The organism is Alcaligenes sp. GCM10023179 (assembly GCF_042653705.1).
In the GTDB taxonomy this organism is placed as follows: Bacteria; Pseudomonadota; Gammaproteobacteria; order Burkholderiales; family Burkholderiaceae_B; genus Alcaligenes; species Alcaligenes phenolicus.
Map to the genome: position 1 here is coordinate 1435012 of NZ_JBHSIQ010000001.1, position 22851 is coordinate 1457862.

Sequence of the window (22851 nt, forward strand, 5' to 3'; positions counted from 1 at the left end):
AAAGAAAGACGGGTATGAAACACCGTTCGTCCCGACAAAACCGCAAGAGTGTGATTGTAATCAGGAAGCAGAACGATAGAAAACTCAGGCGTTGGTTTTTGGAGGGGTGTGTAGCATTCAAGATGCATTGTCCCTGTAGTAGCAGGGGGGTGCCTGACGGGTGTGTCACTGGCTACTGTGCCTTCATCTGGCCGCAAGGAACTGGTTTTTAGACTGTTTTTCGGTGTTCAGGCACCTGCTTGCAAGCGTCTGGATGGGTTGTTCCGCAGTAAAAAAAGCAGAATTATTACCATTTTAAAAATAGAGTATGACCATAATCTATCCTTGCTTTCCCAGGAAAGCTGTGCAAGAATAGCTGCCATCCATAATCTATTTACGCGGGCAGCGACGCGCACTCACACACTTTCTGGAGAGTATTCGGATGAGCCTTAAAGCACCTGTCTATCTTGAGGATCTGGCCCTGGGAATGGAGTTTCGCAGCGCAGAACATGCTCTGGATGAAGCGCAAATTATCAGCTTTGCCCGCCAGTTTGATCCACAACCTTTCCATCTGGATGCAGAGGCGGCCAAGGGCACGTTCTTTCAGGGGCTGGCCGCCAGTGGATGGCATACCGCCGCCATTACCATGAAGCTTTTGGTGGACAGCCTGGTATTCAGTCAGGGGATTATTGGTGCAGGCGGGCAAATCGATTGGCCACGGCCTACGCGCCCTGGCGATGTCTTGCATGTGCTCAGTAAAATCATCGACATTCAGCCCTCCCGCTCCAAAGCGGACAGAGGCATGGTAGTGGTGGAGTCTCACACCCTGAATCAGAACAATGAGGTGTGCCAGCGCCTGATTGCCAAGCTGATTGCCTTTCGTCGTCCGGAGGTTTGAATGGGGCGTGTCTCGCGTGAGCAGGCCGAACGCAACCGCGAGCGGGTGCTGGAGACGGCTTGCCGACTGTTTCGCAAACATGGAGTGGAAGGGGTCTCGATCGGGGACATCATGAAAGAGGCGGGCTTGACGGCAGGCGCTTTCTACAAGCAGTTTGTCTCCAAGGAGGCTTTGATTGACGAGGCCTCCCGATTTGCTTTTACCCAGTCTTCCGAATCCTGGGAGCGTATCAACCAGCGCTATGAACAGGACGCCGTGCAAGGGTTTCAAGCCTTGATGCGGCGATATTTCAAGCACCGTCCTCAAACCCAAAGCTGCCCGATCCTGGCCTTTTCTTCCCTGGCCAGCGGCCTGCCTGCGGATGCGCAGACCACGGCAATTTACAGTGAAGGCGTAGAGAGCTTGTTTGAGCAGTTTCGTGGCGTTGCCATGCAAGCGTGTGCCGAGCAGACCGAAGAGCAAGTCATGCTCTTGTTTGCCGCCATGTTGGGGACAGGGATGATCAGTCGGGCCATGGGCGATACCGCGTTTACGCAAAGTATGCAGGCTGCGGTATTAGCTGCATTGCCTGGCAGTGAGTCCGATCAGCACGATTAGCCTATCGATAAAGGCGACAAGAGCTTGCGTATCAGGCTTGTTCGGGCAGTTGTGCCACTACCTTGATCTCGAACTGAAAGCCTGACAACCAAGGCACCCCTACACCTGTCAACGCCGGGTAGGGCGCATCACCCCAGTAGTCCGGCAGAACCTTCCACAGGGTTTCCAGATTGGCTTCCGGGTTCACCAAAAACAGCGTCACATCCAGCACATGAGCAAAGCTGCAACCTGCTGCGGCCAGCACGGTATTGAGGTTCTCAAAGGCCAGGCGTATTTGCTGTTCCAGGTCCGGCTCGGGTGAGCCGTCTTCGCGGCTGCCGACCTGGCCAGAAATAAACAAAAAGCCATTGGAACGAATCGCCGGTGAGTAGTGACCACGCTCATACAAGGCTTGGCGTTCGCTGGGAAAGACGGCTTGGCGTAAGGTAGTCATCATGCTTTCCAGTGCCTGCTGGGCAGGTGAAGTTCATTGAGTTATGCACTGTAGGTCTTGTGCGTGGACAGATAAACGCTGGATGGCAGACAACACTGTTTCTATAATCCAAACAATCAATGCAACTGATTGGAGACAATACGTGGACCGTTTCGAAGCGATGCGTACCTTTGCCAAGGTGGTGGAAACGGGCAGCTTTACCAAGGCGGCCCAAGCTTTGCATCTGAGCCGAACCCGGGCCACGCATCTGGTGCAGCAATTGGAGGCACGCTTGCAGGTGAGCTTGCTGCATCGCACGACGCGCAAGGTCAGTGTGACCAGCGCTGGGGCACTTTATTTTGAGCGTGTGGTGCAATTGCTGGCCGATCTGGAAGACAGTGAGCGGGATCTGGCCCAAGCCTTGGCTTCGCCCAGTGGCCGCTTGCGGGTAGATGTGCCCAGCCCTTTAGCCAGCCGTGTGCTGGTGCCAGCCTTGCCGTCGTTCTACGCACGCTACCCGGATATTCAGCTGGATATGGGCGTAGGCGACAAGACGGTAGATCTGCTCGATGAAAGCATGGACTGTGTGGTTCGAGGTGGTCATATTCAGGACCAGTCCTTGATCGCCAAGCGGGTGGGGGCGCTGCATCTGTCCATCTATGCTGCACCCTTGTATCTGGAGCGGTTTGGTACCGTTGTGCATCCTGAAGAGCTGGACGGGTCTGCACATCGAATGGTGGGGTACCTGTGGGAACATCAGAACAAACCGTTTCCTTATGCCTTGCGTCGCGATAAAGAACGGGTTTCTTTGCCAGGCCGTTATGGCTTGGCCGTGAATGATGGCAATGCCTATCTGGCAGCGGGTGAAGCGGGTTTGGGGCTGGTTTGCCTGCCGGCGTATTTGGCCAAGGAAGCGGTGCAAGCAGGGCGCCTGATCGCGTTATTCCCGGATTGGACGATGGACCCTATGCCCTTGTATGTGGCTTTTCATCGCAGCAAACATACGAATGTTCGGCTGCGTGTCTTTATTGATTGGGTTGCGGAGCAATTGTCTCAAGTATCTTGAGTGCCAAAAAAAGCCAAGGAGAATGAATCCTTGGCTTTTTTCATTGAATCCGATTTTTATTCAGCTTCGGCGCTGTCTACGACTGGAATGGTCGCCTGGGCAAACTCAGGCCGTTCTGTACCGTGCTTGATACGGTAGTCTTTCAGGAACTTGGCGATGCGGTTGATGGCCTCGCGCAGGTCCGGCTCGTGGGGCAGGAACACCATGCGGAAGTGATCCGGATGAGGCCAATTAAAGCCCGTGCCTTGCACCAGCATCACGCGGGTGGCTTCCAGCAGTTGCAGGAAGAATTGGCGGTCGTCCTTGATGGGATAAACCTCGGGATCCAGACGCGGGAACATGTACAGGGCAGCGTGGGGCATGACGCAGCTGACCCCGGGAATCGCGGTGATCAACTCGTAAGCCAGATCGCGCTGACGGCGCAGGCGTCCACCTTCGCATACCAGGTCGTTAATGCTTTGATAGCCGCCCAAGGCGGTCTGAATGGCCCATTGGCCGGGCACGTTCGCGCACAGCTTCATATTGGCCAGCATGCTCAGGCCTTCGATGTAGTCGGCACCGGCTTTCTTGTCGCCCGAAATCACCAGCCAGCCTGCGCGGTAACCACATGCGCGGTAGCTCTTGGACAGGGAGTTGAAGGTCAGGGTCAGTACGTCGTTGGACAGGCTGGCCATGGCGGTGTGCTTCATGTCGTCGAACAGGACCTTGTCGTAGACCTCGTCGGCCAGCAGCACCAGATTGAATTCGCGAGCAATATCGACCAGAGCTTGCAGCACCGAGTCGGGGTAGAGCACGCCGGTGGGGTTGTTCGGGTTGATGACAACCAGGCCCTTGGTGCGTGGGGTGATCTTGGAGCGGATATCGTCCAGGTCCGGAATCCAGCCTTTGGATTCGTCACACAAGTAGTGCACGGGTGTACCGCCGGACAAGCTGGTTACAGCCGTCCACAGCGGATAGTCGGGCATGGGCAGGAGCAGTTCATCACCGTCGTCCAGCAGGGCGTTGGTGGCCATGGCAATCAGCTCAGAGGCGCCATTGCCCAGGTAAATATCTTCCAGCGTCACGCCCTTGATCCCTTGCTCCTGGGTGTAGTGCATGACGGCTTTGCGCGCGGCAAAAATACCTTTGCTATCCGAGTAGCCCGAAGAGTTGGGCAGGTTGCGGATCATGTCGAGCTGGATTTCTTCCGGGGCGTCAAAACCGAATACCGCCAAGTTGCCGATATTGAGCTTGATCAGTTGCTGGCCTTCGTCTTCCATTTGTTTGGCCCGGTCCATGATGGGGCCGCGAATATCGTACAAAACATTCGCCAATTTGCTCGATTTCTTGATGCTATTCATGATGCTGGTAATCGGATTCCATGTGTGCTGCTAATGAACGGTGGCAGGGCTGATGCCTGACCAGCCTTATACCTTACCGCATGCGTGAGCCTGTCTTGTAAGCATCAAGCTTAAAATGTGGCATTGTCGAATTTTGGCGACACTCTTTTGTCGATAGGCTCCTTACTACCTGGACATATTCCGCTTTATGGATTGGATTGGCATGATGTGAAATCAGCCCTCCTTTATTTTTCTTGTTTTTGAAGCGCTCTGAGATTAAGATTCGACATCAAATCATTTGATGTCGAACTATGAAACTGGAAGCGAAATATCGGGCCTTGCTCTCGCACGCAGAGCAGCAAAAGGGCGTCAATGTTCAGGGCATGTCTCTGTGTTTTCAGCTCCTGTCCTTGTCTGCCCGTATTGATCGGGACTGCGCCGCCTTGTTGGCGCCCCATGGCTTGAGTGAAGCCCGTTTTGTACTTTTGTTCCTGCTGGAGGAAGCACCCGACGGGATGCCTTCCCACATCCTGGCTGAACGGGCAGGCGTGACGCGGGCGACTGTCACAACTCTGGTGGATGGGCTGCTGAAAGCGGGCTTGGTGCAGCGCTTTGCGGCCCAGACCGATCGGCGTTCTGTCATGGTGAAACTCAGCCCTCAGGGGGCGGAGTTGGCCAGGACGCTGGTAGGAACTCACGCCCAGTGGATAGGCGAATTGTTCCGGCATTTGTCCGAGGCGGAGTGCACCCAGCTTAGCGCCTTGTTGAACAAAGCCGCTGGCGGAGAAGACGCGTCATGAGTATCGAGAACCGCAAGGCTTATGCCAAGGTTGCGGATATACCGGCTGATATTTTGCTGGCTCTGTCCAAGGGGGAAATCCAGGGTCTTACTCTGACCGAGTCCTTGGCCATCGATCAGCGCGTGCTGGTGGCGACCGTATTTCCGGAATTGGATGAGCAGGGCGCAGAGCACATCGACACCCTGGCCCAATTGGGCATTCTCAAGCGCATGAAAGCCATTGGGGAATACTTGCTGGACACGTATGGCGAGATGGCCTGGACGCGCTGTTTGGATCACCCGGCTGATGTGGTGCGGGGCTGGGCCTGCTTTATGGTGGGAGCCCGTGCATCCTTAAGTGTGCCTCAGCGCCTGGAGGTACTGTGCCCTTTGGCTGATGATGCGCATTTTGGTGTGCGTGAATGGTCCTGGATGGCGGTACGTCCTCATTTGGTGGCCGAGCTGGATGCGTCGATTCAGAGCTTGCAGCAGTGGGCGCGCTCAGACTCGGAATATCTGCGTCGTTTTGCGTGTGAGGCTTTGCGCCCTCGGGGAGTGTGGTGCGCACATATTGCCATCCTGAAAAAAGAACCGGAACGCATGTTGCCGATTCTTGAGCTCTTGTATCGGGATGGCAGTGTGTATGTGCAGGACTCGGTAGCCAATTTCTTGAATGATGCGGCCAAGGATCAGCCGCAGTGGGTGCGTGATCTATGTGCTCAATGGCAGATGCAAGCGCCAGATAATGCTGCTGTGCAGCGCCTGTGTCGACGGGCGCTGCGCAGCGTGTCTTGATGCTCCGGTTCCAGTCCTGGAATCAGGAGGCGCGCAAGGTAATCAAGGTGATTTCTGAGGCGCGCCCCAGTCGCAGCGGGAAGCCCGCCCACAGTCCGGCACCGTAGCTGACGTACAGCTGCATATCCCCCACTTGATACAGTCCACCCACATAGCCATCATTGGCCATCTGCACGATCTTGTGCATGCCCACAATATGGCCGCCATGGGTATGGCCCGACAACTGCAAGGCCGCCCCGGCCGCAGCGCTTTCCTTGGCGGTGTCAGGGCGGTGGGCCAACATGATGATGGGCATGCCAGCAGGGATCCCGGCGACTGCTGCAGCCACATCGGGCATGGGTTGCCCATGCACGGCTGCCGACTTGTCGGTAATGCCAGCCAAAGCAAAAGCAGCATCGTCTTGTTCAATAATGCTGTGCTCGTTCAGAAGCATACGTAGCCCAAGGCTGTTGAAGTGCTCGATCCAGGGTTGGTACTGGGTGTAGTACTCGTGGTTGCCTGCAATTACCCACACCCCTTGCGGGGCAGACAGGGCTTGCAAGGGGGCGACATCATCGCGGCGCGCTTTCACCGTGCCATCGACCAGATCACCAGTAATGACGATCAGGTCCGGTTTCAAAGCCTGTGTTTTATCAACAATGGCTTGTATCCAGGGGCCTTGCAGCAGACGACTGGCGTGCAGATCAGTCAGTTGCACCAGCTTGAAACCATCCAGCTTTGGGGACAGGCCCTTGACCTTTACTTCGATGGACTTGAGCTCGGGGACTTGCACTGCCTGCCAGACACCCAGTGCGGACAGGCTGACCGCTGCGATGCCCAGCATGCCCCGCAAGGTAGAGGAGCGCAACAGAAGCAGCCCGGCTGGCTTGTACAGAACGCGCATCAGCAAACCTGCCAGATCGGTGATCAAGGTAAAGCAGGCAGCCAGCAGGACGGCCCCGAAAGCCCAGCCCAGGATCATGATGACTGGTGCGGGAATTTCCGGTGAAGCCCGTGAGCCCCAGAACAGCGCTACGGTGTAGTGGTGGAAGGTGGCGGCGACGGCCAAGATGCTGAGCAGCCATTTGATCCAGGGTTTGATCTTCAGCGGTTTGATCAGTCGCCAGGCGACATAAAGGGCAAAAACGAGGGCAGCGACTTGAAACACGAAATCATTCCAAAAAGAAACGGGGAGCCCGCGCTTGAGCAGGCGATAAAGCGTGCCCAGTATAGAGCGAGGAAGTGGGCATGATGTCAGCGCTCATCAGACAGTTACAGCTCCGTCACGAAAAAAGGTGGACATGCTTGATTACGTTTTGAGAGATTGCTTCGCACATCAAGTCATTAAAACTTCTAGGCTTTTTCCCAAGGGCACCCCAGTGGAACGGGGTTTTCGTTTGATTTGATTGGAGGACATATGGTGACTAAAAAATCCGCAGCCAAAACCAATCAGGATGCCGTGGGGCAAGGCGGGGAGTTACATCAGTTTGGCCATGCTGAGTTGACGACCAATCATGGCGTACCGATATCGGACAATCAGAATTCCTTGCGTTTCGGGGCGCGTGGCCCGACCTTGTTGGAAGATTTTGTCCTGCGCGAGAAAATATTCCATTTCGACCATGAACGTATACCGGAGCGCATTGTTCATGCTCGCGGCACAGGAGCACATGGTTATTTTGAATGCACGCAAGCAATCCCGGAGTTGACCCAGGCCTGTGTATTTCAAAAGGAAGGACATCGGGTGCCGGTGTTCTGTCGTTTCTCAACGGTAGCCGGCTCTAAAGGCTCCAAAGACACACCACGCGACGTGCGTGGTTTCGCGGTCAAGTTCTATACCGAGCAAGGCAACTGGGATCTGGTGGGCAATAATATGCCCGTTTTTTTTATCCAGGACGCCATCAAATTCCCGGATCTGATCCACGCCGTCAAACCCGAGGCGGACCGGGGCTTTCCTCAGGCAGCGTCAGCCCATGACACATTCTGGGATTTTGTCTCCCTGATGCCCGAGTCTTTGCATACCGTCATGTGGCTGATGTCCGATCGAGCCTTGCCACGGTCCTTTCGCATGATGCAGGGCTTTGGTGTGCACACATTCCGTTTTGTGAATGCCAAGGGCAAGTCGCACTTTGTGAAGTTTCATTGGAAACCCAAGCAGGGCTTGCAGTCCACCCTGTGGGATGAGGCGGTCAAGATTTCCGGGGTGGACTCGGATTATCTACGACGCGATTTGTACGAGGCGATTCAAAGCGAAGCCTTCCCGGAGTGGGAACTGGGTGTGCAGGTTTTCGATCAGGAGTGGGCGGACAAGCAGGACTACGATGTGCTGGATGCGACCAAACTCATTCCCGAGGAAAGTCTGCCCGTCAAAATCGTGGGTCGTATGGTTCTGGATCGTTATCCCGACAACTTCTTTGCAGAGACCGAGCAAGTTGCTTTCTTGCCGTCCAACATCATTCCGGGGATCGACTTTACGGATGATCCCTTGCTGCAAGGCCGCTTGTTCTCCTACCTGGATACGCAAAAGTCTCGACTGGGAACGGTCAACTTTCATCAGATTCCTATCAATGCACCCCGCTGCCCATTCAGTAATATGCAGCGCGACGGCATGATGCAGACGCAGGTTCCCAAGGGCCGTGCGACCTACGAGCCCAATAGCCTGGAGGAGGCGGGTGGATCGGGCGGACCGCGCGCGCAGCCGCATGGCTTTCGCACCTTCCCCAGTACCGTAGACGATGGCGCAAAACTGCGTGTACGGGCTGAGTCGTTCTCGGATCATTACAGCCAGGCCCGATTGTTTTATCGCTCTCAGACTGAAGTTGAGCAGGAGCATCTGATTGCCGGGCTGGTATTTGAACTGTCCAAGGTCCAGCTCAATCATGTTCGTGTGCGTGTGCTCTCGCACATGCGTGTCATTGATGAGGATCTGGCCAAACGAGCGGCTCAGGGATTGGGGCTGGATTTGCCGCCTCCTGCCAAGCCCGCCCGCGAGCCGATCGACATGGCACCTTCCAAAGCCTTGTCCATACTGGCCCAGAAGTCGCCGATTGCCGGTCGGATGCTGGGTATTCTGGTAACGGACGGAGCTGACAAGGGCTTGCTGGAAATGCTGCTGACAGGGGCTCAGGAAGCCGGGGTGGCCGTCAAGCTTATCGCTCCGCAAGTAGGGGGGGTGACGCTGTCAGATGGCACACACTTGGCTGCCGACGAAAAGATTGCGGGTGCGCCTTCGGTTCTGTTTGATGCGGTGGCCTTGCTGCTTACCCAGGAAGAAGCTTCAAAACTGTGCACTAACAAGGCGGCGGTGGATTTTGTAGCCGACGCCTATGGACACTTGAAAGCAATTGGTCATAACGGCGCAGCCCAACCCTTGCTGGACAGGGCGGGCGTATCAGTAGACAAGGGGGTGTTCGTCATCAAAACCGGTGATGATCTGCTTGAAAAAGTGTCTTCACGGTTCTGGGAGCGACGCCATCAGGTAGATGGTATGGCCTGATGTCTTGTGAAAAGGGGGCGGTGCCGCCCCCTTTCACGTGCCGTCAGTAGCGCCAGCTCAGCCCCAGCACGGGGCCCGACATGCGAGTGTCAAAGACATGGCCGGAGCGACGATAGTCCACATCCAGCATCTTGTATCCGGCAGCGATGGAGAAGTTCTCTGACAGGTCGTAGTTCAAGGTCAAGGTAGCTTGATAGCTCAGGCGCGAGCCCACGCCAAAGCCGCCCAAGTGGATCTGGGCTTGAGTGGAAAACTCCGGGGTGAAACGATAGAACGCACGCAGTCCTATCATGGGGTCCACCCAATTGAAGCTCTCCTGATGATGTCGGGTTCGGCCCGCCGTACTCAGATGGGCACGGGTGCGTATATCCCAAAAAGAAAAACCGGCCAGTGCGTCCAGGCTGGCATGTTCAGTGTCGTAGATGCGGTAACCACCTTGCAACGTGGCCATGAACAGACGTGTGTCCACGGTCCCTTCTGCAGCACCGACCAAAGGCAAACCACCTACCACTTCACTTTCACGTGTGTTCACGTAGAGCAGGTCACTGTTGAACACATAGCGGTCGCGACGCACCCAGGCGTTCAGAAAGGCCGCGGCACGCAGATCGTGCAGGACATCTGAAAAGGACTTTTCTATATCCAGGGAGGGCGCGCGTTTGAAGGGGGAGGACTCACCCGACAAGCCGGTAATCCAGGCATAGGGTGTAATCTGCACGGCATAGTGTGGCGAAGTCGTGCTGTCGGACATGGCGTCTGGACCTTGAGCACTCACTTGGGCATGAGCCAGACTGGCCAGTGGCAAGATTCCCAATAATAGCCAGCGGGAATGAGTGAGTTTACGCATCATTGTCATGGACCCCCTTTTTAATTCTGTAAATGACGGCGCACTAGCGCCAGTCTTGTGTCTTTCGGTATGCTGGACTAGCCGATCACCAACCCGTGGAGAACGTGTCATGCATGTGTTTTACCTTAGCAAGCAAGATATTGATAATTTGTTGCCCTTAGTGCAAGCGGCGTTACACGCTGATCGCACCGGACAAGTTGGTTTCACGGACGAAGAACTGGCCTTGCGCGCTGCCCTGGAGGCGATGCAGGACCCCAAGCTGTCCGAGCTGCTGGCCGGTGCCCGTGTCGAACCGGGCCGCATAGCCGTTGGATTGGCTGAAGAAGATTACCGGGAAAACCTGCTGGCTCTGGAAACCCGTGACAGTGCTTATGTCATTGACCAGCTTATGGATAGCTATGCAGGATTGCCGGGGTTTTTTGATTGCCTGGAGTTTTAGACGAATTTGCAAAACAGCCCGTAACGGGCTGTTTTTTATTGCATGTTATTGAAGTCCGTGTCGAGGCATTATGCCGTTCCTTGTGCCTACGGATAGGATTTGGCCATTCCTGGTCATTAATGATCTTCTAGTTCTGGGTAAAAGATTTCGAGCACACATCGCCTGTGTTTTCAGACCTGAATGACTATTTTTAAGTTTTTTAAAAACAAGAAAAAGGCGTGTTTAGTTTGGAGATCGTATTTGGTTCATTTATACGCGGGCTGATAAGGCAGCTACCCACGTTTTCAGAGTGAAAAGCGCAGCTTCAAGGCGATCAGGAAGAAAAAATAATATTGCGGTCGATCATGAGTTAGCAAATGTTTTTATTCTCAAAACAAGGGATTTCATGCTCTGTTTTTGTCGGTCTTGCACCACAAGACTTAACTTGGCTTGACGCAATGTCCTAATCCTGTTTTTGTTACACCCGTGTCCAATGTATCGGCTGTGTAAGCAGTCGGTTTTTTTGTTTTATTGATTGGGCGGCTAGCCGTCTCTGGAGAGAAAGATGTTGCTAAAAAAATGTCGTCGTACTTTGCTGGCATGCGCAGTTGGGCTGGCTTTGGTGCCTGCGGCCTCTCAGGCGTGTACCCGAGCTGTTTTTCTGGGTGATAACGGACAGGTGATTACCGGTCGTTCCATGGACTGGAAGCTGGATGTCGGCACCAACCTCTGGATTTTTCCTCGCGGTGAAAAACGTACTGGCGAAGCTGGCCCCTCGTCCATTGAGTGGACCTCGAAATACGGCAGCGTGATTGCGTCGGGTTATGACATTGCTTCTACCGACGGGGCCAATGAAAAAGGTTTGAACGTCAACTTGCTGTGGCTGGTGGAGTCCCAATATCCAACGCCTCAAAAAGGCGATAAGACCTTAAGCATGTCTTTGTGGGGACAGTACGTCTTGGATAATTTTGCAACCGTGGCAGAAGCGGTTGCTGCTTTAGAAAAAAATCCCTTTGTAGTCGTTACTGCCAAGGTCAAAGGTGAAGATCGCTTGGCAACTTTGCACCTGTCCATGTCGGATGCCACAGGGGATAGTGCGATTATCGAGTATATCGACGGTAAGCAACACATCCACCATAGTCGTAAATACCAGGTTCTGACCAATTCGCCCACATTTGATCAGCAATTGGCCATCAAGGATTACTGGCAACAGGTGGGGGGCATGAACATGTTACCCGGCACTAGCCGTGCTGCAGATCGTTTTGCTCGCGCCTCTTTTTACATTGATGCAGTGCCACGCAACCTGAGTGATGACAAGGCCGTAGCCAGTGTGTTGAGCGTGATACGTAACGCTTCTACTCCATATGGCATGACAGTGCCCGATCAGCCCAACAACTCATCGACACGCTGGCGCACGGTATTCGACCATCAACGTAGTTTGTATTATTTTGACTCGGTTCTGTCACCCGGTGCATTCTGGGTGGATATGAAAAAAGCAGATTTTTCGGCAGAAACCGGCAAAGTGATGAAGCTGGATCTGGGGCCGGAGCAAAGCAAGGTCTACATGGGTGAAGTGCTGGAGCACTTCAAACCAGCCCAGCCATTCAAGTTCGAACCCGCCGAACCGCCCGCTGTTTAATGGGGCAGTGGTATATGCCACTCTAGGCTGAATACCCGGGGCATAGCCGACAGCGATCACATGATGTTCATGTTCAGCTGTTATGCTATGCCCCGTCTTTATTTGTTGAAGTAGTTGTTTCATGACCTATGTAGTGACGGAAGCCTGTATCCAGTGCAAGTACACCGATTGTGTGACGGTGTGCCCCATGGATTGTTTTTTTGAAGGCCCGAATTTCCTGGTCATTCATCCTGACGAGTGCATTGATTGCTCCATCTGCGTGGCCGAGTGTCCGGTGGGGGCGATTGTCAGTGATCAGGATGTGACGCCCGAGCAGCAGGTCTATGTGGAACTGAACCGGACCTTGAGCGAGGACCCGGCCTGGAAGCGTATCAGTCAACAAAAGGCACCCTTGCCGGATCATGAGTACTGGGCGACTCAGACCGACAAGTTGGCGCTGTTGAAGAAAGATTAATGGGCTTTCTGATGGCTGTTGTTGCGTTGGAAGTACCAGACCGCCAAGGCCGCCATCACCAGCAAAGCCGTACAACTGGCCAGTACGGCGACATAGCCTTTATCAAAAGAGTCGCGGGCCAGTTCACTTAAGGTCAGAGCCAGATTCTGTGGCATGGTTTCTGTCATCAATAAGGCCTGATCCAGGCTGTCGTAGGCCAGGGCGCGGTCACTTAATTCCTGTGGCAGGATCAGGCTGGCGCTGTATACGAAGGACAGCAGGCTACCCATAATGGTCACACCCAGCGCACCACCCAGTTCATAAGACATTTCCTCGACCGAGGCCACCATGCCAGCGCGCGAAGGTGGCACGCTTTGCATGATAGTGCTGGAAGCCGCCGTCATGGCTGCACCGACACCCAGGCCCAGCATGATCAGGCTGATCACTTGTAGAGGCTGTGCACTGTTATGCCACAGCAGATAAGCGGCCATGCCTGCTCCCGCCAGGCTCAAGGCACCAATCAGCAGTCGCTTGCTGCCGATAACGACCAGCAGGCGCCCGGCCAAGGGGCCGGCTATAAAGGCTGCCAGCGGCAAGGGAATAATGGCCAGGCCCGCTTCCAATGGTGAGAAACCCAGTACCAATTGCAGGCGTTGGCTGAACACCAGTTCCATGCCGATCAAGGCCGCTGAGGCCGTCAAGGCAGAGAGTACGGCGGTGCTTAGCGTGGCGTCCTTGAACAGGGAAAAGTCCAGCAAAGGGAAACGGCTGCGGTTTTGTTGACGGACGAACCAGCTCAGAAACAAGATGCCGATCAGCAGGGCGGCAGCGGTCAAACCCCAATCCGTATGCAGCTTGCCCATTTCCTTGATAGCCAGGGTGCTGGCTACCAGGCCCACCATGATCAGCAAGGAGCCTTTGATATCCCAGGGGCGCGATGCATCTGGCGTGGAGCGGGGCACCAGAATCCAGCCCATAGGCAGCGCGATCAGCACGATGGGCACGTTGATCAGAAAGACGGATCCCCACCAGAAATGTTCCAGCAGGAATCCGCCCAGAACCGGACCAAAGGCGGCACCACCGGAGGCGATAGAAGACCAGACACCGAAGGCCACCGCACGTTCGCGCTCATCATGAAAGGTGATGCGTATCAGCGATAAAGTGGCGGGCATCATCATGGCCGCTGCCACACCTAAAAAGGCGCGTGCGGCGATCAAGGCCGTTGGGTTCGGAGAGTAGGCGGCTGCGACTGAAGCCAGACCAAACATGGCCAGACCCGACAGGAACAGGCGCTTGTGACCCAGGCGGTCACCCAGGGTGCCCATGCCCAGCAGCAGTCCGGAGACGACCAGAGCGTAGCTGTTGATGATCCACAGCTTGTCCGCGGCCGAGGCCTGCAGATCATGGGTCAGGCGTGGCAGGGCGGTGTAGAGCACCGTCATGTCCACCACAATCAGTAGAAGAGCTGCCGACACAATTGCCAGGATCAACCAGCGACGGCTTGGGGATAGGGGAGCAGTGTGGGCTTGATGGGTAATCGAGCTGTGCAGCATAAAAGACCAGAGGGGTAGGAAAGCAAGTATGATCTATCAATATTATCAACAGTCAAAGTTGATTAGCATCTATAAAATAGATAAATGGATTGGACACTAGAACGTATTCGACATTTTGTCGCTGTGGCAGAAACTGGCTCCATGACTCAGGCCGCGAAAGAGTTGGGCAAGGTGCAGTCAGCCGTCAGCACCTCGATTTCCCTGCTGGAAGCGGATCTGAATCTGGAGCTGTTTGATCGTTCACGACGAACGTTAAGCCTGACGGTGCCGGGCGAAATCATGCTGCTGGAAGCCAAGGCTTTGTTGCGTCAGGTAGACGTGTTGAATCGTCGGGCACTGGATTTCTCGCAAGGGCAACCGACCAGACTGGAAATTGCTCTGGATGAAGCCTTGCCTCAAGAGCCCTTGCGGCTGCTGCTCAAGGAGCTGGCTGAACGCTGGCCTGCGCTGGAGTTGACGGTCTGGAACGGAACCGCTTCCGAGGTGATGGACTATGTGCAGGAAGGCCGCTCGGATATGGCTTTTCAGTTTGATCGTGGAGCTGATGCCACGTCATTTGCGCAAAGCTATATTGGCGCTGTGCCCCAAGCAATTTGTGTGGCGCGTACGCACCAGCTTGCCAGTCTGCATCAGGTCAGCCGTAAGGAGCTGACGGCACATCGACAATTGCTGATTCATATCGAAGGGACAGAGCAGACGGTTGTCAGCCCCAGTGTGTGGCGCTCAGACAGCTTTTATGTCATTGCCGATATGGTGGCCGATAGTCTGGGCTGGGCGATTTTGCCGCTGAACATTGCGGAGTATGAAAACTTGCGCAACAAGTTGGCGCAGTTGCATTGCCGGGAGATGGTTTTGCCACCCTTGCCAGTGCGGATGCTGTGGCGACAGGGGCAAACTTTGCCCCCTGCGGCAGTGTGGATGCAGCAGCGCCTGTCGGAGCTGCTGCCTTAAGCCTGTTTAGCAGGCCAGCGGGGAAGGGCGGGATAGCTGACCGTTGGCCCAGCGTTGTACGCCTTCCCAGATATCAGAGGCGTGATGCACGGTCATATCGGCTTGCCAAGTGCTCAGGCTGTCGTCCTGCGCGCAGTAGCCGTAGGCGGCAATCATGGTAGCCATGCCCGCCGCCTGACCTGCCTGGATGTCGCGCAGATCATCACCTACGTACAGGCAGTCTTTGGGATCAAAGCCCGTTTTCTCGGCGGCATACAGCAAGGGGGCGGGATGAGGCTTGGTGTGCTGGGTGGTATCGCCGCCGACGGTGACTGCGCAACCCGCTTCCAGTCCTAAATGACGGATCAGGGGCAGGGCCAGGTATTCCAGCTTGTTGGTGACGATGCCCCAGGTGTAGCCGGCCTGCTCTAGCTGTTTCAGCATGGGGGCTACGCCCTCAAACAGATAGGTCAGCTCCGTCATGTGATCGTTGTAGTCCTGCAGGAACTGCGCTCGCAATTGTGCGTAGTTGGGGTGATCGGTATTGATATCCAGCGCTACCTTGAGCAGTCCGCGTGCACCGTGCGAGGCATAGGGCCGCAGCGCTTCGTAGGGCAAATCAGGCAGGCCATGTTCCTTGCGCATGCGATTGGCCGTAGCAGCCAGATCTGGAGCAGAGTCGGCCAAGGTGCCGTCAAAATCGAATAGAACCAGTTTATTCATGAGGGCTTAGCTTTGGCGGCGGCTGGCCAGCAGGTAGTTGACGGAGGTGTCGCCAGACAGGCGATAGTGCTCGGTAATCGGGTTGTATTCCAGACCTTTCAATGCCAGGGCATCCAGACCACTGCGGCGGGCCGAGGAAATCAGCTCGCTGGGTTTGATGAAGCCCTCATAGCTGTGCGTGCCCTTGGGAATCAGGCGCAAGAGGTACTCGGCACCCACAATGGCAAACAAGAAAGATTTGGGATTGCGATTCAGGGTCGAGAAAAAGACCCAGCCACCGGGTTTGACCAGTTTGGCGCAGGCCGCAATGATGGAGCCCGGATCGGGGACATGTTCCAGCATTTCCATGCAGGTGACAACGTCAAAACGACCAGGGTGCTGATCGGCCATATCTTCGGCGCTGATCATCTCGTATTTGACGGGTACGCCCGATTCCAGACTGTGCAAACGGGCAATCTTCAAGGAGCGCTCGGCCAGATCAATGCCGGTGACGTCGGCGCCGGACTGAGCCAGGCTTTCCGACAAGATTCCGCCACCACAACCGACGTCTAATACCTGCTTGCCCGCCAGGGAGCCGGTGTAGGACAGAATCCAGTCCAGACGCAAAGGGTTGATGGCGTGCAGCGGTTTGAACTCGCTGTCAGGGTCCCACCAGCGGGATGCCAGTGCACTGAATTTATCGATCTCTGCGGGATCGACATTGACGTTAGTGACGGTGGAAGCGGTCATGGCTCATCCAAAAAAATTAAGGCCCCGCAAAAGCGGAGCCTTAATTGTAGCCTTAGCTACAGAAATACGTGATGCAGCAAGAATTACTTGCGGTTGCCCACGATTTCGATTTCTACGCGACGGTTTTGAGCACGGCCTTCGCGGGTCTTGTTGGACGCCACTGGCTGAGCTTCGCCCTTGCCTTCGGTGTAGATACGGTCTGCAGGTACGCCCTTGTTGACCAAGTATGCTTTAACAGCATTGGCGCGACGCTCGGACAGCTTCTGGTTGTAAGCTTCAGCGCCGATCGAGTCAGTGTGACCGGTAGCGATCAGAGTTTCCAGATCGATGGACTGAACGGTGTCAGCCACTTGATCCAGAACCTGGCGGCCTTCTGGCTTGATGGTGGATTTGTCGAAGTCGAAGAATGTGTCAGCGTTCAGAGTCACTTTGGTGACAGTAGGAGCGACGACAGGAGCTTCGGGGGCTTGGGCAACGGGCACACCGTCACAACCTGGAATACCTGTAGCAGGTGTCCAGAAGTTGTTGCGCCAGCACAGTTCGTTGGTGCCGTTTTTCCAAACGTCGCCGAACGGATTGCGCCAGTTGTTAACTTCGCCGGACTCTTGTGCGGAAACTGCACTAGTGGCCGATGCGGCGGCAATGGCGAGTACAAGTGCGATTTTGGAGGGTTTGTTCATATTTCTCCTCGTTGAGCTGATGCTGTTAAGTGACCGCAGCGAACCCCTGCCGCTGATTAACGGAACCAGTATAGCAATCCTTTGAACGGAACAAAGACTTGCTTGCGCTGGGTTTCATGCGTGTTAGGTCGAATCTTAAGACATTTCGGCCACATGCGTGAGGGGGACGGGGAACGATTCGTGAAGATGCGTGGAATTAGCCTTGTTCTTTCCTTTTATTGTTGGTTTTAGGCAACAGGGAAAGGGTGGGGCCGCTTCTTCAATCCATCATCGATACGATTAGTGGACGATGGATTTTTGGCGAATCGACCGTTTCAATCACATATCGCCCGCCTTCTCGCCTCGCTACGCTGCGTCCCTCTATGTGAAAGTGCTAGAATTTCCTCTTGTCCGTTTACGGCTGGCTTACTGCTTAACCCATATCTATAAAGAATTGACCTATGGATTCCTTTGCCAAGGAGACGCTTCCCGTTTCGCTTGAAGAGGAGATGCGCCGCAGCTACCTCGATTACGCCATGAGCGTGATTGTGGGCCGTGCTCTTCCCGACGTGCGAGATGGTTTGAAGCCCGTGCATCGCCGTGTTCTGTTCGCCATGCATGAACTCAATAACGACTGGAATCGTGCCTATAAGAAGTCGGCTCGTATCGTCGGTGATGTGATCGGTAAGTACCACCCTCATGGTGACTCTGCCGTCTATGACACTATCGTGCGTCTGGCGCAGGACTTTTCCATGCGCTACACCCTGGTCGACGGACAAGGTAACTTTGGTTCCATCGACGGGGATAACGCCGCGGCCATGCGTTACACCGAAATCCGTCTGGCCAAGATCGCCCACGAACTGCTGGCCGATATCGACCAGGAAACCGTGGATTTCGTGCCTAACTATGATGGCAGCGAAAAAGAACCGGCCCTGTTGCCTTCGCGTCTGCCCAACCTGCTGGTCAACGGCAGCTCGGGTATTGCCGTGGGTATGGCTACCAATATTCCGCCGCATAACCTGGCTGAAGTGGTCAACGGCTGTCTGTACTGCCTGAGCCACCCCGAGTGCACGGTTGATGAGCTGATCGAATACATCCCGGCCCCCGACTTCCCGACCGGCGCCATTATTTATGGCATGTCCGGTGTGCGCGAAGGCTATCGCACGGGTCGTGGCCGCGTCATCATGCGTGCCAGTACACACTTTGAAGACATGGAAAAGGGCAACCGTCAGGCCATCGTGGTCGACGCCATTCCTTACCAGGTTAACAAGAAGTCGCTGCAGGAACGCATTGCCGAGCTGGTCAACGAAAAACGCATCGAGGGTATCTCCGATATCCGCGACGAGTCCGACAAGGACGGTATGCGTTTGGTCATTGAACTGAAGCGCGGCGAAGTGCCGGAAGTTGTGCTGAACAACCTCTACAAGAATACGCAGTTGCAAGAAACCTTCGGGATGAACATGGTGGCACTGGTCGATGGCCAGCCCCGTCTGCTCAACCTGAAACAGTTGGTGGATTACTTCCTGAGCCACCGCCGTGAAGTGGTTACTCGCCGTACCGTATTCCAGTTGCGCAAAGCGCGCGAGCGCGGTCATGTGCTGGAAGGTCTGGCTGTGGCCCTGGCCAATATTGATGAGTTCATCGAAATCATCAAAGCGGCTCCAACGCCACCGGTTGCCCGTGTCGAGCTGATGGCTCGGTCCTGGGATTCTGGTCTGGTGCGCGAGATGCTGGCCCGTGCCGACACCAGCGCCATTGTGGGCGGCCGTCAGGCTTACCGTCCGGATGATTTGGGCGCTGAATTTGGCATGAACACAGACGGTCTGTACCGTCTGAGCGAAGTGCAGGCCCAGGAAATTCTGAACATGCGCTTGCAGCGCCTGACTGGCCTGGAGCAGGACAAGATTGTTCAGGAGTACCGTGAGGTCATGGACAAGATTGCTGATTTGCTGGACATCCTGTCCAACCCGGCCCGTGTGTCCGCCATTATTGGTGACGAGCTGATCGCCGTGCGCGACGAGTTCTCGGCCACTGGCAAGGACGTTCGTCGCTCGCAAATCGAGCACAACGCCACCGAGCTGGATACCGAAGACTTGATCACCCCTATGGATATGGTGGTGACGCTCTCGCATACCGGCTACATCAAGAGCCAGCCGCTGTCCGAGTACCGGGCCCAGCGTCGTGGTGGCCGTGGCAAGCAGGCCACCGCCATGAAAGAGGACGACTGGATCGACAAGCTGTTCATCGCTAATACCCACGATTACCTGCTGTGCTTCTCCAACCGTGGCCGTGTGTACTGGCTCAAGGTCTGGGAAGTGCCTCAAGGTTCACGCAACTCGCGTGGCCGTCCTATCGTCAATATGTTCCCTCTGGAAGATGGCGAGAAGATCAACGTGGTGCTGTCCGTCAAGGAATTCAGCGAAGATCAGTTCGTGTTCATGGCGACCTCGCGCGGTACGGTCAAGAAGACCCCGCTGTCCGACTTCTCCAACCCCCGTAAGGCCGGCATTATTGCTGTGGGCCTGGACGAGGGCGACTACCTGATCGGCGCTCAGCTGACCGACGGTGTGCACGACGTCATGTTGTTCTCGGATGCCGGCAAGGCTGTGCGCTTTGACGAGGGCGATGTGCGCCCAATGGGGCGTGCAGCCCGTGGTGTGCGCGGCATGACGCTGGAAGAAGGTCAGTCCGTGATTGCCCTGCTGGTGGCCGAGGACGAAACTCAATCCGTGCTGACCGCCACCGAGAACGGTTTCGGCAAGCGTACCCCGATTGGCGAATACACGCGTCACGGTCGTGGCACCAAGGGCATGATTGCCATCCAGACCTCGGCCCGTAACGGCAAGGTCGTGGGTGCGGTGCTTGTTCGTGAAACCGACGAGATCATGCTGATCACCAACGCCGGTGTGCTGGTACGCACTCGCGTGGCGGAAATCCGCGAAATGGGTCGTGCGACTCAAGGTGTGACCTTGATCAGCGTGGACGATGACAGCGAGCTGTCTGGTGTGTACCGCGTGGTGGAGACCGATGACGAGGTCGACGCCGAGCTGGCCGAAGAGGGTCAGGCGCCAGAAGGTCAGGAGCAGGATAATCAACTTGATTCCGCCCAAGACCAGGCGGACCCTTCCGGCGAGGAAAACGAGTAATGCGTGTATGGAATTTTTCGGCAGGCCCGTCAATGCTGCCGTTGGAAGTGCTGGAGCAAGCCGCTGCTGAAATGACAGATTGGCATGGCACCGGCATGTCCATCATGGAAATGAGCCACCGTAGCAAGGACTATATGGGTGTGCGTGACGAGGCAGAAGCCGATTTGCGCAGCTTGTTGTCCGTGCCCGATGATTTCGCGGTGCTGTTTGTTCAGGGTGGGGCACAAGGCCAGAATGGCCTTTTGCCCTTGAACCTGATTCAGCGCAATGGCAGTGGCAAGGCCGACTACGTGCTTTCGGGCAGCTGGTCGGTCAAGTCCTGCGAAGAGGCTCAGCGCTACGGTGATATCCACGTTGCCGGTACCAGTGGTCAGGCGTGGCAGGATCAGGGCAAGGAATGGGCGCCCTGGACCTGGTTCCCCGAGCCTTCCCAATGGGATGTGCGCCCGGATGCGGCTTACTTGCACGTTTGCACCAATGAAACCATTGGTGGCGTGGAGTTCAATGATATTCCCAAGCTGGATGTCCCCGTCGTTGCTGACGTGTCGTCCAACATCCTGTCCTGCCCGATCGATTTCTCGCGCGTGTCGGTTGCTTACGCGGGTGCCCAGAAAAATGCCGGCATGTCCGGTATTGCCTTGATGATGATACGCAAGGACTTGCTGGGCCATGCCATGGATCTGTGCCCGTCGGCGTTCAACTACGCCAACATTGAAAAGCAGCAGTCCATGTTCAACACGCCGCCTACGTACTCGATCTACATGGCCGGGCTGATGTTCAAGTGGCTGGAGCGCCAGGGTGGTGTGGCTGCCATGCAGGCACGCAATGCGGCCAAGTCCGAGGCCTTGTACGGCTTTCTGGATGCGTCCGAGTTCTATAACAACACCGTGCATCCGGCGTATCGCTCGCGTATGAACGTCCCGTTCCTCTTGCGTGATCAGTCCCTGGATTCCCTGTTTCTGGAACAGGCTACGGCTGCAGGCCTGACTTCCCTGAAAGGACACAAGAGCGTGGGCGGTATGCGCGCTTCAATCTATAACGCCATGCCGCTGGAGGGTGTGCAGGCACTTATCGATTTCATGACTGAATTTGAACGACGGAATGGCTAATACCTTAACTGAGCGCCTGCTCCCTTGGCGCAATCGTATTGATGAGCTGGATCGCCAGATCCTGGAGTTGCTCAACGAGCGTGCTCGTGCGGCTTTGGAAGTAGGCAAGATCAAGCAGGACTTCAATACAGAGGAAGTCATCCTCAAGCCCGAACGCGAGGCACGTATTGTGCGTCGCTTGCAGTCTGAAAATGATGGCCCGTTCACACCGGCAGCAGTCGAAGCGGTGTGGGGGCAGATTATTTCTGCCTGTCGCGGTCTGGAAAGCGTATTGCGCGTGGCTTATCTGGGCCCGCAGGGCTCTTTTTCCGAGCAGGCCGCCTACGAGCATTTCGGCCATGCTTTGGATGGCCTGCAATGTGACTCCTTCGACGAGGTTTTCCGCAGCGTCGAAGTGGGTCAGGCTGAAGTAGGCATGGTGCCCGTCGAGAACTCGACCGAAGGTGCTGTGAACCGCACGCTGGATTTGCTGCTGAACTCGCCCTTGCGTGTCTTGGGCGAGCGCTCGATTCGTGTGCATCACAATCTGCTGACCCAAACTGGCACGATGGAAGGCGTCACCCGTGTGATGGCCCATCCTCAGGCCTTGGCGCAGTGCCAGAACTGGCTGCAAAAGCATTACCCACAGCTTTTGCGTGAGGCCGCCTCCAGCAACGCTGAAGCAGCACGCATTGCGTCGTCCGATCCTACGGTTGCAGCGATTGCGGGCAATACAGCTGTTACCGCCTGGAATCTGGGTGTGGTCGAGGCCGGTATTCAGGACGATCCGCACAACCGCACCCGTTTCCTGGCCATTGGCAATATCGAGTCCTTGCCTAGCGGCAATGACAAGACCAGCATCATTCTGGCGGTGCCCAACCGGGCTGGCGCTGTTTATGACATGCTGTCTCCTTTGGCTGTGCATGGCGTGTCCATGACTCGCCTGGAGTCGCGTCCTGCACGGACAGGGCAGTGGGAATATTATTTCTACGTAGACCTGATCGGCCATCGTGATGAGCCAGCCATGGCTGCTGCTTTGGCAGAACTGAAGAAACAAGTCGCCTTTTTCAAGATTCTGGGTTCTTACCCCGTAAACGACTTTTAAGCATCAGCAACAAGAAAGGCCTGGGGGGGCTTCCCCCTCAAGGCCTTATTGTCTGTGTGGGACATGCCTGTTCAGGACGTGCCTGTTCAGGACATGCCTTGTCAGGACGAGTGGCTCGCACAGGATCTGCTTGTTTCGGTCTGTCTTGCGCAGTTGCTTGGTGCGCTGTGTCATCAAGAACTGGCTAGACAAAATAGAGGCTTTGCGCGTTGCTTTAATCCTTTGATGGGGTTTACACAGCAGTCTGGCAAAGTCTGCATCAATATCC

Annotated in this window: 21 protein-coding genes; 13 read left to right on the forward strand and 8 right to left on the reverse strand. The window is 55.5% G+C overall.

What is annotated here, in order from left to right; translation table 11 throughout:
- Positions 1-421 precede the first annotated feature (421 nt).
- Together ACFPDR_RS06415 and ACFPDR_RS06420 are read left to right on the forward strand one after the other, a co-directional pair.
- Positions 422-877, forward strand: coding sequence for a MaoC family dehydratase (locus ACFPDR_RS06415; protein ID WP_035272656.1), 456 nt, complete (start codon positions 422-424; stop codon positions 875-877).
- Positions 878-1474 (forward strand): TetR/AcrR family transcriptional regulator, encoded by a 597-nt coding sequence (locus ACFPDR_RS06420; protein ID WP_257112067.1) that lies wholly within the window; start codon positions 878-880, stop codon positions 1472-1474. It abuts the gene before it with no gap.
- A gap of 31 nt (positions 1475-1505) precedes the next feature.
- On the opposite strand, the gene ACFPDR_RS06425 is transcribed toward ACFPDR_RS06420, so the two are convergent.
- Complete coding sequence (locus tag ACFPDR_RS06425) at positions 1506-1907, reverse strand: RidA family protein (RefSeq protein WP_257113647.1); 402 nt, start codon at positions 1905-1907, stop codon at positions 1506-1508.
- A gap of 142 nt (positions 1908-2049) precedes the next feature.
- Between ACFPDR_RS06425 and ACFPDR_RS06430 the strand changes: the two genes are divergently transcribed.
- Positions 2050-2952, forward strand: coding sequence for a LysR family transcriptional regulator (locus ACFPDR_RS06430; protein ID WP_257112066.1), 903 nt, complete (start codon positions 2050-2052; stop codon positions 2950-2952).
- A gap of 56 nt (positions 2953-3008) precedes the next feature.
- Here the strand turns inward: ACFPDR_RS06430 and ACFPDR_RS06435 are convergent, their stop codons facing one another.
- Positions 3009-4292, reverse strand: a complete 1284-nt coding sequence (locus ACFPDR_RS06435) for a pyridoxal phosphate-dependent aminotransferase (RefSeq protein ID WP_009456304.1) — start codon at positions 4290-4292, stop codon at positions 3009-3011.
- Positions 4293-4582: 290 nt separating this feature from the next.
- On the opposite strand from ACFPDR_RS06435, the gene ACFPDR_RS06440 reads away from it, so the two are divergent.
- Positions 4583-5071, forward strand: coding sequence for a MarR family winged helix-turn-helix transcriptional regulator (locus ACFPDR_RS06440; protein ID WP_022983289.1), 489 nt, complete (start codon positions 4583-4585; stop codon positions 5069-5071).
- Positions 5068-5844 carry a DNA alkylation repair protein gene (locus ACFPDR_RS06445; RefSeq protein WP_302356904.1) on the forward strand — a complete coding sequence of 259 codons (777 nt, stop codon included), beginning with the start codon at positions 5068-5070 and terminating at the stop codon, positions 5842-5844. The genes ACFPDR_RS06440 and ACFPDR_RS06445 overlap by 4 nt, the downstream gene beginning before the upstream one ends.
- 22 nt (positions 5845-5866) lie before the next feature.
- Here the strand turns inward: ACFPDR_RS06445 and ACFPDR_RS06450 are convergent, their stop codons facing one another.
- Entirely contained in the window at positions 5867-6991 is a 1125-nt protein-coding gene (locus ACFPDR_RS06450; protein ID WP_376910918.1) for a metallophosphoesterase, read from the reverse strand.
- 249 nt (positions 6992-7240) lie between these two features.
- On the opposite strand from ACFPDR_RS06450, the gene ACFPDR_RS06455 reads away from it, so the two are divergent.
- Positions 7241-9316, forward strand: a complete 2076-nt coding sequence (locus ACFPDR_RS06455; protein ID WP_376910919.1) for a catalase — start codon at positions 7241-7243, stop codon at positions 9314-9316.
- A gap of 43 nt (positions 9317-9359) precedes the next feature.
- Here ACFPDR_RS06455 and ACFPDR_RS06460 read toward each other — a convergent pair whose 3' ends face one another.
- Complete coding sequence (locus ACFPDR_RS06460) at positions 9360-10163, reverse strand: hypothetical protein (RefSeq protein ID WP_376910920.1); 804 nt, start codon at positions 10161-10163, stop codon at positions 9360-9362.
- A 106-nt stretch (positions 10164-10269) separates the two neighbouring features.
- On the opposite strand from ACFPDR_RS06460, the gene ACFPDR_RS06465 reads away from it, so the two are divergent.
- The 3 genes from ACFPDR_RS06465 to fdxA all read left to right on the forward strand — a co-directional run bounded on the left by ACFPDR_RS06465 (position 10270) and on the right by fdxA (position 12671).
- Complete coding sequence (locus ACFPDR_RS06465; RefSeq protein WP_009456315.1) at positions 10270-10599, forward strand: hypothetical protein; 330 nt, start codon at positions 10270-10272, stop codon at positions 10597-10599.
- 544 nt (positions 10600-11143) lie between these two features.
- On the forward strand, positions 11144-12217 hold the full coding sequence (locus tag ACFPDR_RS06470; protein ID WP_035272672.1) for a linear amide C-N hydrolase: 1074 nt from the start codon (positions 11144-11146) through the stop codon (positions 12215-12217).
- A gap of 121 nt (positions 12218-12338) precedes the next feature.
- Complete coding sequence (fdxA, locus tag ACFPDR_RS06475; RefSeq protein WP_009464181.1) at positions 12339-12671, forward strand: ferredoxin FdxA; 333 nt, start codon at positions 12339-12341, stop codon at positions 12669-12671.
- Here fdxA and ACFPDR_RS06480 read toward each other — a convergent pair.
- Entirely contained in the window at positions 12668-14203 is a 1536-nt protein-coding gene (locus ACFPDR_RS06480; protein ID WP_376910921.1) for an MFS transporter, read from the reverse strand. The two genes, fdxA and ACFPDR_RS06480, sit on opposite strands and share 4 nt — an antisense overlap.
- A gap of 84 nt (positions 14204-14287) precedes the next feature.
- Here ACFPDR_RS06480 and ACFPDR_RS06485 point away from each other — a divergent pair, with 84 nt between their 5' ends.
- Positions 14288-15154 carry a LysR family transcriptional regulator gene (locus ACFPDR_RS06485; protein ID WP_239054448.1) on the forward strand — a complete coding sequence of 289 codons (867 nt, stop codon included), beginning with the start codon at positions 14288-14290 and terminating at the stop codon, positions 15152-15154.
- A 6-nt stretch (positions 15155-15160) separates the two neighbouring features.
- Here the strand turns inward: ACFPDR_RS06485 and gph are convergent, their stop codons facing one another.
- From gph to ompA, 3 genes are all read right to left on the reverse strand, one after another.
- Complete coding sequence (gph, locus tag ACFPDR_RS06490; RefSeq protein WP_083053339.1) at positions 15161-15856, reverse strand: phosphoglycolate phosphatase; 696 nt, start codon at positions 15854-15856, stop codon at positions 15161-15163.
- Positions 15857-15862: 6 nt separating this feature from the next.
- Positions 15863-16585: a bifunctional 2-polyprenyl-6-hydroxyphenol methylase/3-demethylubiquinol 3-O-methyltransferase UbiG gene (gene ubiG, locus ACFPDR_RS06495; RefSeq protein WP_009464176.1), complete on the reverse strand. Its 723-nt coding sequence runs from the start codon at positions 16583-16585 to the stop codon at positions 15863-15865.
- A gap of 83 nt (positions 16586-16668) precedes the next feature.
- Entirely contained in the window at positions 16669-17265 is a 597-nt protein-coding gene (gene ompA, locus ACFPDR_RS06500; RefSeq protein ID WP_009464175.1) for an outer membrane protein OmpA, read from the reverse strand.
- A 440-nt stretch (positions 17266-17705) separates the two neighbouring features.
- Between ompA and gyrA the strand changes: the two genes are divergently transcribed.
- Genes gyrA through pheA form a run of 3 tightly spaced genes read left to right on the forward strand, consistent with a single transcriptional unit; the run spans position 17706 to position 22583 of the window.
- Positions 17706-20390: a DNA gyrase subunit A gene (gene gyrA / locus ACFPDR_RS06505; protein WP_035272681.1), complete on the forward strand. Its 2685-nt coding sequence runs from the start codon at positions 17706-17708 to the stop codon at positions 20388-20390.
- The gene (serC, locus tag ACFPDR_RS06510; protein ID WP_009463913.1) at positions 20390-21499 is read left to right on the forward strand and encodes a 3-phosphoserine/phosphohydroxythreonine transaminase; all 1110 of its coding nucleotides are present in this window, start codon (positions 20390-20392) and stop codon (positions 21497-21499) included. Before gyrA ends, serC begins: the two co-directional genes overlap by 1 nt.
- Positions 21492-22583: a prephenate dehydratase gene (gene pheA, locus ACFPDR_RS06515; RefSeq protein WP_009463912.1), complete on the forward strand. Its 1092-nt coding sequence runs from the start codon at positions 21492-21494 to the stop codon at positions 22581-22583. Before serC ends, pheA begins: the two co-directional genes overlap by 8 nt.
- Positions 22584-22851: the final 268 nt, after the last annotated feature.